Source organism: Rhodococcus sp. 4CII, from assembly GCF_014256275.1.
Classification (GTDB): domain Bacteria; phylum Actinomycetota; class Actinomycetes; order Mycobacteriales; family Mycobacteriaceae; genus Rhodococcus_F; species Rhodococcus_F wratislaviensis_A.
Map to the genome: position 1 here is coordinate 311,802 of NZ_JACCFE010000002.1, position 16,857 is coordinate 328,658.

The window sequence follows — 16,857 nt, forward strand, 5'->3', positions numbered from 1 at the left end:
GGCGGCGGCTCGACATGCTCGTCCCCCGTGTTCCCACTCTCCCACGCCAGTGAACCGGGTTGCCCGCACAGCGCCTCATCGATCGCCCCCACTTCGTCTCGGAAACTTATGCTCTTTCCCGTTTTGACGCAGCGAGGGACGGATCGGTTCCCGTGCCCCGCAAGAAATCTCGCGGGCGCGGGAACGCCGCTACCCGCTGTTGCGCAGCGCGGTGGCGAGCCCATTCATCGTGAGCTGGATGCCGCGGCGCGTCTGGTCGCCGTCGTCGCCCGCCCGGTACCGGCGCAGCAGCTCCACCTGCAGGTGGTTGAGCGGCTCGAGGTAGGGGAACCGGTTGTGCACCGACCGCTCCAGACCGGGATTGTCGGCGAACAGCGTGTCGTTCCCGGTGACGGCCTTGTACATCCGGATCGTCCGCTCGTGCTCCTCGGTGATCTTGCCGAACACCCGCTGCCGCAGCTCCTCGTCGGGCACCAGCTCCGCGTAACGTGCCGCGAGACCCATGTCGGACTTCGACATCACCATCGCCAGGTTCGACAACACGGTCCGGAAGAACGGCCACTTCTCGTAGAGGCGGGACAGCGTGGCCACCTTGTCCGGGTCGCCGTGCGTCCACTCCTCGAACGCCGAACCCGTGCCGTACCACCCGGGCAGCATGACCCGGGACTGGCTCCAGGACAGCACCCACGGGATCGCCCGGAGATCGGAGATGGCGGTGGTCTGCTTGCGGGAGGCGGGGCGGCTGCCGATATTGAGGGCCCCGATCTCCGCGACCGGCGTCGACATTTCGAAGTACTGCACGAATCCCGGTGTCTCGTGCACCAATTCCCCGTAGGCGCGGCGGGCCAGCGCCGCGAGTTCGTCGAGGATGCGGTAGGCCGGTTCGGCGTCGTCTCCGAGACCCTCGACGTCGAGCAGGGTGGCTTCGAGTGTCGCGGCGAGCAGTGTTTCCAGATTACGTTGCGCGAGACGGGGTTCCGCGTACTTGGCGGCGATCACCTCGCCCTGTTCGGTGATCCGCAGCGATCCGGCGACCGCGCCGGGCGGCTGCGCCAGGATGGCCTCGTAGCTGGGGCCGCCGCCGCGACCGACGGTGCCGCCGCGACCGTGGAACAGCCGCAACCGGATTCCCGTCTTGCGTGCGGCGTCCACCAGATCCAGCTCCGCGCGGTAGAGCGCCCAGTTCGCCGCGAGGTATCCGCCGTCCTTGTTCGAATCGGAGTACCCGAGCATCACTTCCTGGGAGTCACCCCGCGCCGCCACCAGCGCCCGGTAGATCGGGACCTCCAGCGTGGCTTCGAGGGTCGCGGCGCCCTGCTGCAGGTCCTCGATCGTCTCGAACAGCGGCACGATGCCCACCGGGCAGGACGGCGCCTCCCCCGCGCCGGGGTCGAGCAGTCCGACCTCCTTGAGCAGGACGGCGGCCTCGAGCATGTCGCTGACGGAGGTGCACATGCTGATGATGTAGTTCGGCACGGCGCCCGCGCCGAGGGTCTGCACGGCGGTCGCGCCCGCCTGCAGAATGGCGAGTTCCTTCGCCGTCAGCTCACTGAACTCCGCATTCGCGGTGGTCAGCGGACGCCGGGTGGTGAGCTCCGCCGACAGCAGTTCCACCCGCTCGTCCTCGGACAGCGACGAGTAGTCGTCGTGCACCCCCGCCCATGCCAGCAACTCGGCGACGACGGTCTCGTGCACGTCCGAGTTCTGCCGCATGTCGAGCCCGGAGAGGTGGAATCCGAACACCTCGACCGAGTCCCGCAGGCTCGCGAGCCCGTCGTCGGCGATCGTGCCGTCGCCACCCCGGCGCAAGGAGTCGTCGACGACGTCGAGTTCGTCGAGCATCTGACGCGGGGTGTCGTACGGGGCGAGCCCCAGGTCGAGACCGTGGTCCGGTGTGCCACCCAGGATGCGCTGCGCGGTGGCCGTGAGACGTCCCCGGATCCCCCGCACCGCACGCCGGTACGGTTCGTCGGCGCGAGACGGTGAATCGTCCTGGGACGCCGCAGCCAGGAGGTCCAGGGCGGGCGTGACGGCGACGAGGCGTGCCGACATGGACAGTTCGCGTTCGAGGGTCTCGAGTCCCTCGAGGTGATGTTCGAGGGCGGTGGCCGCGGCGCGGGTGGTGGCCGTCCGGACCACCTCGTCGGTGACGTAGGGGTTGCCGTCGCGGTCTCCGCCGATCCACGACCCGGGACGCAGGATCGGCTCCCGGCCCAGATCCGCGTCCGGCCATCGCGACCGCAGTGCGTTGCGCAGTTCGGCGTTGATTTTCGGGACGACCTCGAACAGTGCCGCGTCGTAGTACCGCAGGCCCACTTCGATCTCGTCCTGGATCCGCAACCGCGACAGCCGGATCAGCGCAGTCTGCCACAGGGTGAGGATCTGGCGCCGCAACCGGACGTCGACATCGGCGGTCTCGGACTCGGTCAGCGCGGTGCGCTCGCGGTAGCGCATCAGTTCGGTGATCCGGGTCTGGGTCTCGAACACCGTGCGACGGCGGGTCTCGGTGGGGTGGGCCGTGATGACGGGCGACACGAGCGCCCCGCGCAGCGCGTCCGCGACGACGGCGCTGTCCAGGTGCGCGGCGTCGAGTTTGGCGTACGTGGCGGTCAGGGTGCTGTCGGGCGCGGGTTCACCGGCCGCGACGTGGACGGCGCGCCGGCGTTCGCGGTGGATGTCCTCGGCGAGGTTGGCGAGGAGCGCGAAGTGGCTGAAGGCCCGGATGACGGGAATGGTGTCGCCGGTGGAGACCTGGGTGAACATGTCCGCCAGCTCGGCACGGTCGATCTCGGACCGCCGGACCCGGAACGATTCGACGCGAGCCTTCTCGACGAGGTCGAAGACGTCGTCGCCGGCCTGTTCCCGCACTATCTGACCGAGGATGCCGCCCAGGAGCCGAATGTCTTCGCGGAGTGGTTCAGTGGCCTCACGTGGGGTTTCGATCATTCATCCAGTATCGACCGGCGACGGCCGCTCTGCATGATGAAGTAGATCAGCCGAACTTGATCTCTAGGCCGATGCCGATGATCGCGATCAACCACACCAGACCGGTGAAGACGGTGAGCCGGTCGAGGTTCTTCTCGACGACGGTGGAACCGGACAGGCTCGACTGGACGCCGCCGCCGAACAGGCTGGACAGACCGCCGCCCTTACCGCGGTGCAGCAGCACCAGCAGAATCAGCAGCAAGCTGGTGACCACCAGCAAGATATCCAGGAACAGTTCCATGTCGGTCTACGTCCACCCATCCAGTAGGAACAACTACGGCCTCGTACACCCTACAGGCGCTGTGCGCCCGTGCGCCTTTCCGGTAGCGGGAGCAACCAGAAAGGCGCACGAGCGCCGAAGGCGCCTTACGGCAGAGGTCCGCCCGCGGCGATCGCCGACAACGTCGCGAACTCGTCGGCCTTCAGCGAGGCGCCGCCCACGAGGGCACCGTCCACGTCCGTCTGACCGACGATCTCGCCGACGTTCTTCGCGTTGACGCTGCCGCCGTAGAGCACGCGGACACCGGACGCGACCGCCGGGGAGGCGAGCTCACCGAGCGTGGCCCGGATCGCCGCGCAGACTTCCTGCGCGTCCGCGGCACTGGCCACGCGACCGGTCCCGATGGCCCACACCGGCTCGTACGCGATGACGACCTTGGCGATGTCCTCGGCGGACAGCCCGGCGAGCGAACCCCGCAGCTGCTCGACGTTGTAGGAGACGTGCTCGCCGGCCTCGCGGACGTCGAGTCCCTCACCGATGCACACGATCGGGGTGAGGCCGTTCTTCAGCGCGGCCTTCGCCTTGGCCAGCACGGTGTCGTTGTCCTCGCAGTGCAGGGTCCGGCGCTCCGAGTGCCCGACGACGACGAACGTGCAGCCCAGCTTGGCCAGCATGGAGCCGCTGATCTCGCCGGTGAACGCGCCCGAATCATGGGCCGACACGTCCTGCGCACCGTAGGTGAGCAGGAGCTTGTCGCCCTCGACGAGGGTCTGCACGCTGCGGATGTCGGTGAACGGCGGGATCACCGTCACGTCGACCTTGTCGAAGTACTTCGCCGGGAGCGAGAAGGCGATCTTCTGCACCAGCGCGATGGCCTCGAGGTGGTTCAGATTCATCTTCCAGTTGCCGGCGATCAGCGGCTTCCGTGCCATGCGTCAGCCCTCCAGAACTGCGATGCCGGGGAGTTCCTTGCCCTCGAGGTACTCGAGGGAGGCGCCGCCTCCGGTGGAGATGTGCGAGAACCCGTCCTCGGGCAGTCCGAGCTGGCGTACCGCCGCGGCGGAGTCACCGCCACCGACGACGCTGTACGCGCCCTTCGAGGTGGCCTCGATGATCGCCTCGGCGACACCCTTGGTGCCCGCGGCGAACTTCTCGAACTCGAACACGCCCATCGGCCCGTTCCAGAACACCGTCTTCGCGCTGGTCAGGATCGCCGCGAACCGGCGAACCGATTGCGGTCCGATGTCGAGACCCATCCAGCCGTCCGGGATCTCGAGCACCGACACGATCTTGGACTCGGCGTCGGCCGAGAACGAATCGGCGATGACCACGTCCTGCGGGATGTGGATGACGTCGGCGTACTGCTCGAGCAGCGCCTTGCACGTGTCGATCATCGACTCCTCGCACAGCGAGTTGCCGACCGAGACGCCCTGCGCCGCGAGGAACGTGTAGTACATGCCGCCACCGATGACGAGGGTGTCGACCTTCGGTGCCAGCGCCTCGATCACCGCGAGCTTGTCCGACACCTTGGAGCCGCCCAGCACGACCGCGTACGGCCGCTCGGACTCCTCGGTGAGCTTGCCGAGCACCTTGATCTCGGCCTCGACGAGTTTGCCGGCGTAGTGCGGCAGCAGCTTCGCCACCTCGTACACCGACGCCTGCGCGCGGTGCACGACACCGAATCCGTCGGACACGAATGCACCGTCGTCGCCGACGAGTTCGACGAGGGCCTTCGCGAGCTTCATCCGCTCGGCCTCGTCCTTGCTGGTCTCCCGCGGGTCGAAGCGGATGTTCTCCAGCAGGAGAACGTCTCCGTCGGTGAGCCCCTCCGAACGTGCCAGCGCATCCTGCCCGACGACGTCGCCGGCGAGCTGGACGTTGCGTCCCAGCACCTCGGCGAGCTTCACCGCCACCGGCGCGAGGGAATACTGTGGGTCGGGCTCGCCCTTGGGGCGACCCAGATGGGCGGTGACGATGACCTTGGCGCCCGCCTCCGCCAACGCCTTCAGCGTCGGTGCGGAAGCGATGATGCGCCCGGGATCGGTGATCCGGTCACCGTCGAGCGGAACGTTGAGGTCGGAGCGCACCAGCACGGCACGCCCCTCCACCCCAGCGTTCAGCAGATCGTCGAGAGTCTGAACTGCCACTGTTACCGGACCTTCGCTCAGAGAGACTTGGCGACGAGACCGATGAGGTCGGCCAGACGGTTGGAGTAACCCCACTCGTTGTCGTACCAGGACACGATCTTGGCCTGATCGTCGATGACCTTGGTGAGGCCGGAGTCGAAGATCGAGCTGTGCGGGTCGGTGACGATGTCGGACGACACGATCGGAGCGTCCGTGTACTTCAGGATTCCCTTGAGCGGTCCCTCGGCGGCAGCCTTCATCGCGGCGTTGATGTCTTCGACGCTGGCGGACTTCTTCAGGTTCGCGGTGAGGTCGGTGACCGAGCCCGTGGGGATCGGGACGCGCAGCGCGTAGCCGTCCAGCTTGCCGAGCAGCTGCGGGAGGACCAGACCGATGGCCTTGGCGGCACCGGTGCCGGTGGGGACCACGTTCAGCGCGGCGGCGCGGGCGCGACGCAGGTCGCTGTGCGGGCCGTCCTGCAGGTTCTGGTCCTGCGTGTAGGCGTGGACCGTGGTCATCAGGCCCTTGACGATGCCGAACTCGTCGTCGAGCACCTTGGCGATGGGGCCGAGGCAGTTGGTGGTGCACGAGGCGTTGGAGATGATGTTCTGGCTGCCGTCGTACTTGTCGTCGTTGACGCCCATCACGATGGTGATGTCCTCGCCCTTGGCGGGCGCGGAGATGATGACCTTCTTGGCGCCGGCGTCGAGGTGGCCCTTCGCCTTGGCCGCGTCGGTGAAGATGCCGGTGGATTCGACGACGACGTCGACGCCCAGGTCACCCCACGGAAGCGCCGCGGGGCCTTCCTTGATCGCGAGAGCCTTGATCTTCTGGCTTCCGACGACGATGGTGTCTTCGCCCTCGAGCGAGACGTCGTGCGGGAGACGACCCAGGATGGAGTCGTACTTCAGGAGATGCGCCAGCGTAGCGTTGTCCGTGAGGTCGTTGACCGCCACAATCTCGATGTCGGTGGTTCCGAGCGCCTTCTGCGCGTCCACCGCCCTGAAGAAGTTACGTCCGATACGGCCGAAACCGTTTACGCCTACCCGGACAGTCACAATCTGCTCCTTTGCGCATGATTCTGGTTGTGCAGCTCTGCTCTCGCGCCGCTTCGACACCACCGACGGGTGGTCGGCGCGAGGTTTCATCGGTCGATGCGACTCTTAGCCTAGTGCGCGGGCCACGTGCGCGCGCAGTCACCTCCGGGCACCCCGTACCGGCTGCTTCGACGTCGAACGAAGGGGACGCTCGTTCGATCTGACGCGACGAGCGTCCCGGTCGTCCGCTCAAGCGTCGTCGAGAAGGTCTGCGGTGACCGCCGACTCGGTGTCGGGGATCCCGGTCTCCTTCGCCTTGCGGTCCGCCATCGACAGCAGCCGCCGGATGCGGCCGGCGACCGCGTCCTTCGTCATCGGCGGGTCGGCGAGCTGGCCGAGTTCCTCGAGCGACGCCTGCCGGTGCTCCACGCGGAGATGACCCGCCGCCGCCAGGTGGTCGGGAACCTCGTCGCCCAGGATGTCGAGCGCCCGCTCGACTCGTGCGGCGGCCGCAACGGCCGCGCGGGCGGAGCGGCGCAGGTTGGCGTCGTCGAAGTTGGCGAGCCGGTTCGCGGTGGCCCGGACCTCCCGGCGCATCCGGCGTTCCTCCCACACGAGGCGGGTGTCCTGCGCGCCCATCCGGGTGAGGAGCGCGCCGATGGCCTCGCCGTCGCGGATCACCACCCGGTCGGTGCCGCGGACCTCGCGGGCCTTCGCGGAGATTCCGAGCCTGCGAGCGGCCCCGACCAGTGCGAGCGCCGCCTCCGGACCCGGGCAGCTGACTTCGAGCGCGGACGACCGTCCCGGCTCGGTGAGCGAACCGTGGGCCAGGAACGCGCCCCGCCACGCCGCTTCCGCGTCGGCGACGCTGCCCCCGACCACCTGGGCGGGGAGCCCGCGCACGGGTCGTCCCCGCAGGTCGAGCAAACCGGTCTGGCGGGCGAGGGCCTCGCCTTCCTTCGCGACCCGGACGATGTACCGGGACGATTTGCGCAGACCGCCCGCGCTCAGGACGTGGACGTCGGCGCTGTAGGTGAACAGATCGAAGATCTCGCGCCGCAGCCGCCGGGCCGTGGACCCCAGATCCACCTCCGCCTCGACCACTACCCGGCCACCGACGATGTGCAATCCCCCTGCGAACCGCAGCAGCGACGAGACCTCGGCCTTCCGGCAACTCACGTGAGTGACGACGAGACGACTGAGTTCGTCTTTGACCTCTGCTGTCATTGCCACGAAGCGCTCTCCCTTTCCTCTGGTGTCGCGGCCACTTCGCTCCCCCGAGGCCCCGGATCGGGGTCGCTCCAGAGCTGTTCGAGAACGGACGCAAGCTTGCCTGCATGATGCGTGTGGGTGCCGTGCTCCGACACGTCGGCGTAGACGACGCGTGCCTGGAACTGTCCGGCGGCGCGGGCGAGGTGTTCACGCTCGCGACCCGGCGGCACCGAACCCGAGTCGACCACGACGAAGTCGACGGCCAGTTCGGGTGCGTGTTGGGACAGTACGTGCAGATGACGCTCGGTGGAGAATCCCGCGGTCTCGCCCGGTTCCGGAGCCAGGTTGAGCACCAGCACCTTCCGCGCCTCGGTGGCGATCAGCGTGTCGAGCAGTTCCGGCACGAGGACGTGCGGAATGACGCTCGAGAACCACGATCCGGGCCCGAGGACGACCATGTCGGCGGCCTCGATCGCCCGGACCGCGTCCGGGCACGCGGGCGGGTTGGCCGGCAGCAGCCGCACCCGGCGCACCTTGCCCGGTGTGGTCGCGACCGCGACCTGCCCGCGGATGCAGCGGCTCACGCGCGGGTCCGCTTCGAGACCCTGCACGTCCGCCTCGATGTCGAGGGCGATCGGTGACATCGGCAGCACCCGGCCGTCGATCCGCAGCAGGCGCGCGAGTTCGTCCAGGGCGGCAACCGGATCGCCGAGCACCTCGGTCAGGCCGGCCAGGATGAGGTTGCCCACCGAATGTCCGGCGAGGGCGCCGATTCCGCCGAAGCGGTGCTGGATGGTGTCGGTCCAGTCCTGCACCTCGGGGTCGTCGGCGGCGAGCGCCGCGAGCGCCATCCGCAGATCGCCCGGCGGGATGACACCGAGTTCTGCGCGCAGCCGTCCCGAGGATCCGCCGTCGTCCGCGACGGTGACGACGGCCGTGACGTCCCGGCTGAGCCGGCGTGCGGCGCTGAGCGTCGCAAACAGCCCGTGGCCCCCACCGAGCGCGACGATCGCAGGAGGCACGTGCACCGGCCTCATTCGCGCCCCAGATCACGATGGACGACACGCACGTTCAGCCCGGAATCCTTTCCGAGGCGGCGTGCCAACGCCTCCGACATCGCGACACTCCGATGCTTTCCGCCTGTGCAACCCACCGCGATGGTCATGTAGCGCTTCCCCTCCCGACGATATCCCGCGATCGTCAGATCCAGCAGGTGGTGATAGGTGGTGAGGTAGTCCTCGGCACCGTCCTGCGACAACACGTAGTCCCGCACGTCCGCGCTCTGCCCGGTGTGCGGACGCAATTCGGGGATCCAGTGCGGGTTGGGCAGGAAGCGGACGTCGCAGACGAGATCGGCGTCCATCGGAAGACCGTACTTGAAACCGAACGACTGGACTGTTACCTGCATCGTGCGGTTTTCCGCGTCGCCGAACGCGTCCTCGATCTTCTGCCGCAACTGGTGTGCGGCGAGGGAGGACGTGTCGATCACCAGGTCGGCGGCGGCCTTCACCTTCGCGAGCTGATCACGCTCCGCGGCAATGCCCTCGGACAGGGTGCCCTCGGCCCCGCCCCCGGACAGCGGATGACTGCGGCGGACCTGTTCGAACCGCCGGACCAGGACCTCGTCGGAGGCGTCGAGGTACAGCACCCGCGTGTGCACGGGTTTGCTCTCCAGTTCGGTGAGGACCCAGCCGAGGTCGCCGGTGAACAACCGGCTGCGCACGTCGATGACGACGGCGAGCCGCTCGAGCCGGGAGTCGGATTCGAGGCTCAGATCGACCATCCGGGAGATCAGTTCCGGGGGCAGGTTGTCCGCGACGTACCACCCGAGGTCCTCGAGAACCTTCGCGGCCGTCTGCAGACCCGCCCCGGAGAGCCCGGTGACGAGAAGGAAGTCCATCGGCCGAACCGTGGATGGACGGTCGCTCTGCGCGTGCTGCTCGGTCACTCGACACCTGTCCGTTGTGAAGCGCTCTGTGCTGCCGGGTCGTGCTCGGCCGGTCCGTTCCGATCGGGTTCATCATCCCCCACCGCCGCGACCCCCGCAGACGGTTCCTCCGCGCCGAGGGCGGTGAGTACCGCCTTCGCCGTGGCCGTTCCGATGCCCGGCACCGCGGTGATCTCCTCGACGGAAGCCTGTTTGAGTTTCGCGACGGACCCGAAATGCGTCACCAGGGCCTTGCGCCGGGTATCGCCGAGTCCGCGCACCGAATCGAGCGCGGACGCCGTCATCCGGCGGGAGCGTTTGCTGCGGTGGAACGTGATCGCGAAGCGGTGGGCCTCGTCACGCACCCGCTGCAGCAGGTACAGCGACTCGCTGGTGCGCGGGAGGATCACCGGGTCCTCCTCCCCCGGCACCCACACCTCCTCGAGCCGTTTGGCCAGCCCGATCACGGCGACGTCGGTGATGCCCAGTTCGTCGAGGACCGCCGAGGCCGCCGCGACCTGCGGGGCACCGCCGTCGACGACGAACAGGTTCGGCGGGTACGCGAACCGTCGCGGCCGGCCGGTCTGCGGATCGATCGCAGCCTCCGGGGCGAGGTCTCCGCCGTCGCCGCCCGGCCCCGGCTCGGCGTCCGCTCCGGCGGCCTCCGCGCGCAGCACCCCGACGTCGCGGTTGTGCCGGAGGAACCGCCGCCGGGTGACCTCGGCGATGCTGGCGACGTCGTCGGACCGGCCGTCACCGGCGGCCTCCTTGATCGCGTAGTGCCGGTAGTCGGACTTGCGGGGCAGACCGTCCTCGAAGACGACGAGCGAGGCCACCACATCGGTGCCCTGCACGTGGCTGATGTCGACGCACTCGATCCGCAGCGGCGCCGAATCCAGATCGAGGGCCTCCTGAATGCCCTGCAGGGCCGCCGACCGCGACGTGAAGTCGCCGGCGCGGCGCAGCTTGTGCTGTTGCAGCGCCTCCATCGCGTTGCGCTGCACGGTCTCGGCGAGGGCCTTCTTGTCGCCGCGCTTCGGCACCCGCAGGCGGACCGCGGATCCGCGGAGGCCGCTGAGCCATTCCTGCACCTGCTCGGGGTCCGGCGGCAGCACGGGCACCAGCACCTCCCGCGGCACACCGCTGGTGCCGGCCTCCTGGTCCGTCGCACCCGACAGCGCCGCCTGCTCACCGTAGAACTGGGTGAGGAATTGCTCGACGAGCAGCGGAAGGTCCGATCCGGCCTCGGAATCGACGGTGGCCCAGTCGATGACGTCGCCGGCCTTCTCGACCACCCAGCCGCGCTGTCCGCGCACGCGGCCACCGCGGACGTGGAACACCTGGACCGCGGCCTCCAGTTCGTCGGTCGCGAACGCGACGAGGTCGGCGTCGGTGCCGTCGCCGAGGACGACGGCCTGCTTCTCGAGCGCCCGCCGCAGGGCTCCCACGTCGTCGCGCAGGCGCGCCGCCAGTTCGAAGTCCAGTTCCTCGGACGCCTTCTGCATGCGGGCCTCAAGTTCCCGGACGAGCCTGTCGGTGCGTCCGGACAGGAAGTCGCAGAAGTCCTCGACGATCTGGCGGTGCTCCGCCGCCGACACCCGTCCGACGCACGGCGCGGAACACTTGTCGATGTAGCCGAGCAGGCAGGGACGGCCGATCTGGTTGTGCCGCTTGAACACCCCGGCCGAGCAGGTGCGGGCCGGGAACACCCGCAGCAGCAGGTCGAGGGTCTCGCGGATGGCCCATGCGTGCGAGTAGGGGCCGAAGTAGCGGACCCCCTTGCGCCGGGGTCCGCGGTAGACGAACAGCCGGGGATATTCCTCGTTCAGGGTGACGGCGAGAACCGGGTACGTCTTGTCGTCGCGGTAGCGGACGTTGAAGCGCGGATCGAATTCCTTGATCCAGTTGTACTCGAGCTGGAGCGCCTCGACCTCGGTGCTGACCACGGTCCACTCGACGCTGCCGGCCGTGGTCACCATCTGGCGGGTACGGGGGTGCAGCGTCGAGACGTCGGCGAAATAGGAATTCAGCCGTGAACGGAGGCTCTTCGCCTTCCCGACGTAGATGACCCGGCCGTGCGGATCGCGGAACTTGTACACCCCCGGGTCGACCGGAATGGTTCCGGTCGCGGGGCGATATGTCGAAGGATCGGGCACCCCTCCACGTTAGTCGGCGCCACCGACCAACCCCGCATCCGTCACACCGCGCCGGGCCGGGCCCCGGTCAGGACCGCGCGTACTCCGACGCGAGTGCACGGAACCGCTCGACCGCCGCGACGGCGTACTCGCGATCGTTCGACTGGATGGCCATCGCGGCCAGGTACTCGTCGTCGGGCAGCTCGATCCGCGCCCACGCGGCACCGTCCGGGAAGGACAACCCCTCGTAGAGGTCCCAGTCGACGATGCGTTCCCCGAGCACGTTGCGCACGGCGATGCCGCGAGGCCCGACGCGCAGCCGCGGCCGGGTCAGCAGCAGCACGGCCGCCGCGAGGAGGCACCCGATGCCGGCGAACGCCAGCTGGTCGGCGAGACGGAAGTACACGCCCGTCGAATCACCGCGCAGCAGGATGGCAAACGTCACGTGCACGACGACGAGGAAGATGGCCACCCCGATCGCGTAGCGACGCGACTTGCGGGGTGTCGCGACGAGCGTCCACTCGGATTCGGGGGTGGTCATGGGCGGATCCGGATCATGCGAAGGACTCCTCGGCGCGGCGCAGTCGCGCCAGTGTGACAGCGGTGTCGAGCGCGGCCGCGCACGCCTGACCGCCCTTGTCCTCGGCGGAGCCGGGCAGGCCGCTGCGGTCGATCGCCTGCTGCTCGGTGTCCGTGGTGAGCACGCCGTTCCCGACCGGGGTGCTCTCGTCGAGCGACACCCGCGTCAGACCGGCCGTGACGGCGTCGCAGACGTACTCGAAGTGCGGCGTCCCGCCGCGGATCACGACACCGAGCGCGACGACGGCGTCGTGGGTGCGGGCCAGCGCCTGCGCCACCACCGGAAGCTCGATGGCACCGGCGACCCGGACCAGCGTGACGTTCTTCACGTCCGCCTCGTCCGCAACCCGCTGCGCGCCGGCGATCAGCGCCTCGGAGATCTTCGGGTGCCAGCTGCCGGCGACGATGGCGAGCCTGAGGTCGCCCGCCTCACCGAGCTGCAGGTCGGGCAGTCCCTCACCGCTCACAGCATCTCTCCCGCTTCGAAGTCGTCGAGCCCGATCAGGTCGTGGCCCATACGGTCCCGCTTCGTGCGCAGGTAAGTCAGGTTCTCGGCGTTCGCGCGCAGCGGCATCGACACCCGCTCGGTGATCTGCAGCCCGTAGCCGTCCAGGCCGACCCGCTTGGCCGGATTGTTGGTGAGCAGACGCATCGACGAGATGCCCAGATCCACCAGGATCTGCGCGCCGATGCCGTAGTCGCGGGCGTCGGCGGGCAGACCGAGTTCGAGGTTGGCGTCGACGGTATCCGAACCCGCGTCCTGCAACTGGTAGGCCTGCAGCTTGTGCATCAGCCCGATGCCGCGGCCCTCGTGCCCGCGCATGTAGAGGACCACCCCGCGGCCCTCCTGCGCGACCATGTCCAGGGCCGCGTCGAGCTGCGGACCGCAGTCGCAGCGCAGCGAACCGAAGACGTCGCCGGTCAGGCATTCGGAGTGCACCCGCACCAGCACGTCGCTGCCGTCGCCGTCCGGTCCCGGCAGATCACCGCGCACCAGCGCCACGTGTTCCACGTCGTCGTAGATGCTCCGGTACCCGACCGCCGTGAACTCGCCGTGCCGGGTGGGGATGCGCGCGGACGCGACCCGCTCCACGTGCTTCTCGTGCTTGCGGCGCCACGCGATGAGGTCGGCGATCGAGATCAGCGCGAGGTTGTGGTCGTCGGCGAAGACCCGCAGCTCGTCGGTCTGGGCCATGTGGCCCTCGTCCTTCTGGCTGACGATCTCGCAGATCACGCCGGCCGGCCGCAGATCGGCCATCCGGGCCAGGTCCACCGCGGCCTCGGTGTGGCCGGGGCGGCGCAGCACGCCGCCCTCCTTCGCGCGCAACGGCACCACGTGACCGGGGCGGGTGAAGTCCTGGGCGCCGCTGGACGGATCGGCCAGCAACCGCATGGTCGCGGCGCGGTCGGATGCGGAGATCCCGGTGCCGATGCCCTCACGGGCGTCGACGGTCACGGTGTACGCGGTGCCGTGCTTGTCCTGATTGGTGGCGTACATCGGGGGCAGGCCGAGGCGGTCGCAGTCGGCCCCGTCGAGCGGCACACAGAGATAGCCGGACGTGTATCGAACCATGAAGGCCACCAACTCCGGGGTGGCCTTCTCCGCGGCGAAGATGAGGTCACCCTCGTTCTCGCGGTCTTCGTCGTCGACGACGACGACAGCCTTGCCTGCGGCGATATCCGCAACGGCGCGCTCGATACTGTCGAACCTGGTCACGTGCTCGGTCTCCAAAGTCTTGACTGACGCATCTTCGAATACAACGGATGCATCCGTGGGATGCTCCTCAACAGTACGACTCAGCGGCCGGCCGCTTGCAGCCGCTCCACATACTTCGCGATCACGTCGACCTCGAGATTGACCGGTGTGCCGACGGTCGCCGCCCCGAGCGTGGTCAGTTGCAGGGTGGTCGGGATGAGTGAGATCTCGAAGAATTCCTCGCCACGTTCCCCGCCCAGCGCCGACACGGTCAGCGACACACCGTCGACGGTGATCGATCCCTTCTCGACGACGTACCGGGAGATGGCGTCGGGCAGCGCGATGCGCACGACCTCCCAGTTCTCGGACGGGCTGCGGCTGATGATGTGCCCGGTGCCGTCGACGTGGCCTTGGACGAGGTGGCCGCCGAGGCGGCTGTTCAGGGCGGCGGCCCGCTCCAGGTTGACGCGGCTGCCCACGTCGATCTTCTGCAGGCTCGACCGGTTCAGCGTCTCCTGCATCACGTCGGCCGTGAAGGAGCCGTCGGCGAGCACCTCCACGACGGTCAGGCAGACACCGTTCACCGCGATCGAATCACCGTGCGACGCATCGGAAGTCACCACCGGACCGCGCACGGTGAACCGTGCGGCGTCGGCCAGTTCTTCCTTGGCGACGACCTCACCCAATTCTTCGACGATCCCGGTGAACACTGTGGCTTCTCCTACGTTCGGTGGCTGTCAGGGTTTTCGGACACTGCTGGAACCAGACTCAACAACAGATCGGGGCCGATTGTTTCGACCGACTCGTGACGGAACCGCAGCGCGCCCTCGATCGACTGCACTCCGGCGTCCGAGACCGCGGCGGCGCCCGCTCCGAGCACCAGCGGGGCGAGATACGCCTGGATGCGGTCGACCCGGCCCGCGGCGAGGAACGCGCCCGCCAGCCGGGGTCCGCCCTCGAGCAGCACGTCCGTGTACTCGGCGAGTGCGGCGAGGACCTCGTCCACGTCGTGGGTACGCAGCAGCAGGGTGGGCGCCGAGTCGTCGAGGACCCGGGCGTCCGGCGGGATGTCACCGAGCCCGACGACGACGCGGACCGGCTGATGCGCGGCGAGCGAACCGTCGGGCATCCGGGCCGTGAGCCGGGGGTCGTCGGCCAGCACCGTTCCCGTGCCGACGACGATCGCGTCCAGTTTCGCCCGCTCGGCGTGGACGCGCTCGCGGGCCTCGGGACCGGTGATCCACTGGCTGGTGCCGTCCGCGGCCGAGCTGCGGCCGTCGAGCGTGGCCGCATACTTCCAGGTCACGTGCGGACGTCCGGTGCGCTGCCGGTGCAGCCACGCCCGCAGCGGGCCGCGTTCGACGTCCTGCGCCCGCAGACCCGACGACACCTCGACACCCGCCGAGACGAGGGTTTCCGCGCCGCCCGCGGCCTCCGGGTTGGGATCGCCCACCGCGTAGTGCACCGCGACCACGCCCGCATCGAGGAGCGCCTGCGAGCAGGGCCCGGTCCGGCCGTGGTGGTTGCACGGTTCCAGCGTGACGACGGCGGTGCCGCCGCGGGCGGCGTCACCCGCCTCCCGCAGCGCGACTATCTCGGCGTGGGGACCGCCGGGCGGCTGCGTCATCCCGACGCCGGCGATACGTCCGGCGACATCGAGGACCACGGCGCCGACCGCCGGATTCGGGCTGGTGAACCCGCGCGCCGATTCCGCGGCGCCGATGGCGATCTGCATCGCGGCGTCGAGGTCCGCGGCCGAATTCTCGTGTCGCACGTGGGAGTTCACGGTGGGGCCGGTGCTACCGCGACAGGGTCAGGTGCGGCGACGCCTTGGCGGCGCTGGCGCGCAGGGCGCGCACGGCCTCCGCGGGGTCGCCGGTGCCGTAGACCGCGGAACCGGCGACGAAGCAGTCGACCCCGGCCTCGGCGGCGGCCTCGACGGTGTCGGTGTTGATGCCGCCGTCGATCTCCACCACCAGCGTCAGCTCACCGGAGTCGACGAGCCGGCGCACGGCCTTCGCCTTCGACAGGACCTCAGGGATGAACGACTGCCCACCGAAACCGGGCTCCACGCTCATCACCAGGAGGGTGTCGAAGTCCTTCAAGATCTCCAGGTACGGCTCGATCGGGGTGCCGGGCTTGACACTGAGACCGGCCTTCGCCCCGGCGGCGCGGATGTCCCGGGCCACGGCCCGGGGGTCGTCGGTGGCCTCCGCGTGGAACGTGACGTTGTGGGCGCCCGCCTCCGCGTACGGCGGCGCCCAGCGGCCGGGATCGTCGATCATGAGATGGCAGTCGAGCGGGATGTCCGTCGCCGCGAGCAGGCTCTTCACGACGGGAAGGCCGAGCGTCAGGTTGGGCACGAAATGTGCGTCCATCACGTCGACGTGCAGCCAGTCGGCGCCGGCGACGGCGGCCGCTTCCTCGGCGAGACGCGCGAAATCGGCAGAGAGAATGGACGGTGCGATCATCGGGGTTGCCACGCGCCGGAGTTTAGTCGTATGCGGGTGCGGGCCCGCTCGCGCGGTCCATACTGGGCGCATGCCGACCTGGACGGATGTCGTGACGATCGGTGCGTCCCTGCCGGAGGTGCAGGAGAGCACGTCGTATCACACTCCGGCGCTGAAGGTGGCGGGCAGGCTGCTGGCCCGGTTGCGGGCCGAGTCGGACGGGGGCCTGGTGGTGATGTGCGACCTCGACGAGAAGGCGGCCCTGCTGGCCCAGGGCGCACCGTTCTACACCACACCGCACTACGACGGGCACGGTTCGATCCTCGTCGACCTCGAGAACGTCGACGTCACGCAGCTGACCGAACTGCTGCAGGATGCGTGGCGGATCACGGCACCGGCGAAGCTGCGCAAGCGGTTCGACCAGACCTGACGAGAAGGCGAGGGCCCGGGCGGCGCCCGCACACCGGCCCGGACCCTCATCGGATCGGCG

16 protein-coding genes are annotated in these 16,857 nt (G+C 69.1%); 1 reads left to right on the forward strand and 15 read right to left on the reverse strand.

Features of this window, described 5'->3' with window-relative positions; genetic code table 11:
• Window positions 1-189 precede the first annotated feature (189 nt).
• The 15 genes from ppc to rpe all read right to left on the reverse strand — a co-directional run bounded on the left by ppc (window position 190) and on the right by rpe (window position 16,400).
• On the reverse strand, window positions 190-2,946 hold the full coding sequence (gene ppc / locus H0B43_RS02275; RefSeq protein ID WP_185729474.1) for a phosphoenolpyruvate carboxylase: 2,757 nt from the start codon (window positions 2,944-2,946) through the stop codon (window positions 190-192).
• 46 nt (window positions 2,947-2,992) lie between these two features.
• Window positions 2,993-3,226, reverse strand: coding sequence for a preprotein translocase subunit SecG (secG, locus tag H0B43_RS02280; RefSeq protein WP_185729473.1), 234 nt, complete (start codon window positions 3,224-3,226; stop codon window positions 2,993-2,995).
• 125 nt (window positions 3,227-3,351) lie between these two features.
• The gene (gene tpiA, locus H0B43_RS02285; protein ID WP_185729472.1) at window positions 3,352-4,137 is read right to left on the reverse strand and encodes a triose-phosphate isomerase; all 786 of its coding nucleotides are present in this window, start codon (window positions 4,135-4,137) and stop codon (window positions 3,352-3,354) included.
• Window positions 4,138-4,140: 3 nt separating this feature from the next.
• On the reverse strand, window positions 4,141-5,352 hold the full coding sequence (locus tag H0B43_RS02290) for a phosphoglycerate kinase (RefSeq protein ID WP_185729471.1): 1,212 nt from the start codon (window positions 5,350-5,352) through the stop codon (window positions 4,141-4,143).
• Between the two features lie 17 nt (window positions 5,353-5,369).
• Entirely contained in the window at window positions 5,370-6,389 is a 1,020-nt protein-coding gene (gene gap, locus H0B43_RS02295; RefSeq protein ID WP_185729470.1) for a type I glyceraldehyde-3-phosphate dehydrogenase, read from the reverse strand.
• 228 nt (window positions 6,390-6,617) lie between these two features.
• Complete coding sequence (gene whiA, locus H0B43_RS02300; RefSeq protein ID WP_005262275.1) at window positions 6,618-7,601, reverse strand: DNA-binding protein WhiA; 984 nt, start codon at window positions 7,599-7,601, stop codon at window positions 6,618-6,620.
• Window positions 7,592-8,617 (reverse strand): uridine diphosphate-N-acetylglucosamine-binding protein YvcK, encoded by a 1,026-nt coding sequence (gene yvcK, locus H0B43_RS02305; protein WP_185729469.1) that lies wholly within the window; start codon window positions 8,615-8,617, stop codon window positions 7,592-7,594. The genes whiA and yvcK overlap by 10 nt, the downstream gene beginning before the upstream one ends.
• Window positions 8,614-9,480, reverse strand: coding sequence for an RNase adapter RapZ (rapZ, locus tag H0B43_RS02310; protein WP_073371137.1), 867 nt, complete (start codon window positions 9,478-9,480; stop codon window positions 8,614-8,616). Before rapZ ends, yvcK begins: the two co-directional genes overlap by 4 nt.
• A 44-nt stretch (window positions 9,481-9,524) precedes the next feature.
• Entirely contained in the window at window positions 9,525-11,663 is a 2,139-nt protein-coding gene (gene uvrC / locus H0B43_RS02315) for an excinuclease ABC subunit UvrC (RefSeq protein WP_185729468.1), read from the reverse strand.
• 67 nt (window positions 11,664-11,730) lie between these two features.
• Window positions 11,731-12,183: a PH domain-containing protein gene (locus H0B43_RS02320; RefSeq protein WP_185729467.1), complete on the reverse strand. Its 453-nt coding sequence runs from the start codon at window positions 12,181-12,183 to the stop codon at window positions 11,731-11,733.
• A gap of 13 nt (window positions 12,184-12,196) precedes the next feature.
• Window positions 12,197-12,688, reverse strand: coding sequence for a 6,7-dimethyl-8-ribityllumazine synthase (gene ribH, locus H0B43_RS02325; RefSeq protein ID WP_185729466.1), 492 nt, complete (start codon window positions 12,686-12,688; stop codon window positions 12,197-12,199).
• Complete coding sequence (locus tag H0B43_RS02330; protein WP_009480441.1) at window positions 12,685-13,938, reverse strand: bifunctional 3,4-dihydroxy-2-butanone-4-phosphate synthase/GTP cyclohydrolase II; 1,254 nt, start codon at window positions 13,936-13,938, stop codon at window positions 12,685-12,687. Before H0B43_RS02330 ends, ribH begins: the two co-directional genes overlap by 4 nt.
• An 80-nt stretch (window positions 13,939-14,018) precedes the next feature.
• A complete protein-coding gene (locus tag H0B43_RS02335) occupies window positions 14,019-14,627 on the reverse strand; it encodes a riboflavin synthase (RefSeq protein WP_185729465.1) in 609 nt (202 codons plus the stop codon).
• A gap of 11 nt (window positions 14,628-14,638) precedes the next feature.
• Window positions 14,639-15,691, reverse strand: coding sequence for a bifunctional diaminohydroxyphosphoribosylaminopyrimidine deaminase/5-amino-6-(5-phosphoribosylamino)uracil reductase RibD (ribD, locus tag H0B43_RS02340; RefSeq protein WP_185730139.1), 1,053 nt, complete (start codon window positions 15,689-15,691; stop codon window positions 14,639-14,641).
• A 25-nt stretch (window positions 15,692-15,716) separates the two neighbouring features.
• Window positions 15,717-16,400, reverse strand: a complete 684-nt coding sequence (gene rpe, locus H0B43_RS02345; protein WP_185729464.1) for a ribulose-phosphate 3-epimerase — start codon at window positions 16,398-16,400, stop codon at window positions 15,717-15,719.
• 58 nt (window positions 16,401-16,458) lie between these two features.
• On the opposite strand from rpe, the gene H0B43_RS02350 reads away from it, so the two are divergent.
• A complete protein-coding gene (locus H0B43_RS02350; RefSeq protein WP_185729463.1) occupies window positions 16,459-16,797 on the forward strand; it encodes an MmcQ/YjbR family DNA-binding protein in 339 nt (112 codons plus the stop codon).
• The last annotated feature ends 60 nt before the right edge of the window (window positions 16,798-16,857 follow it).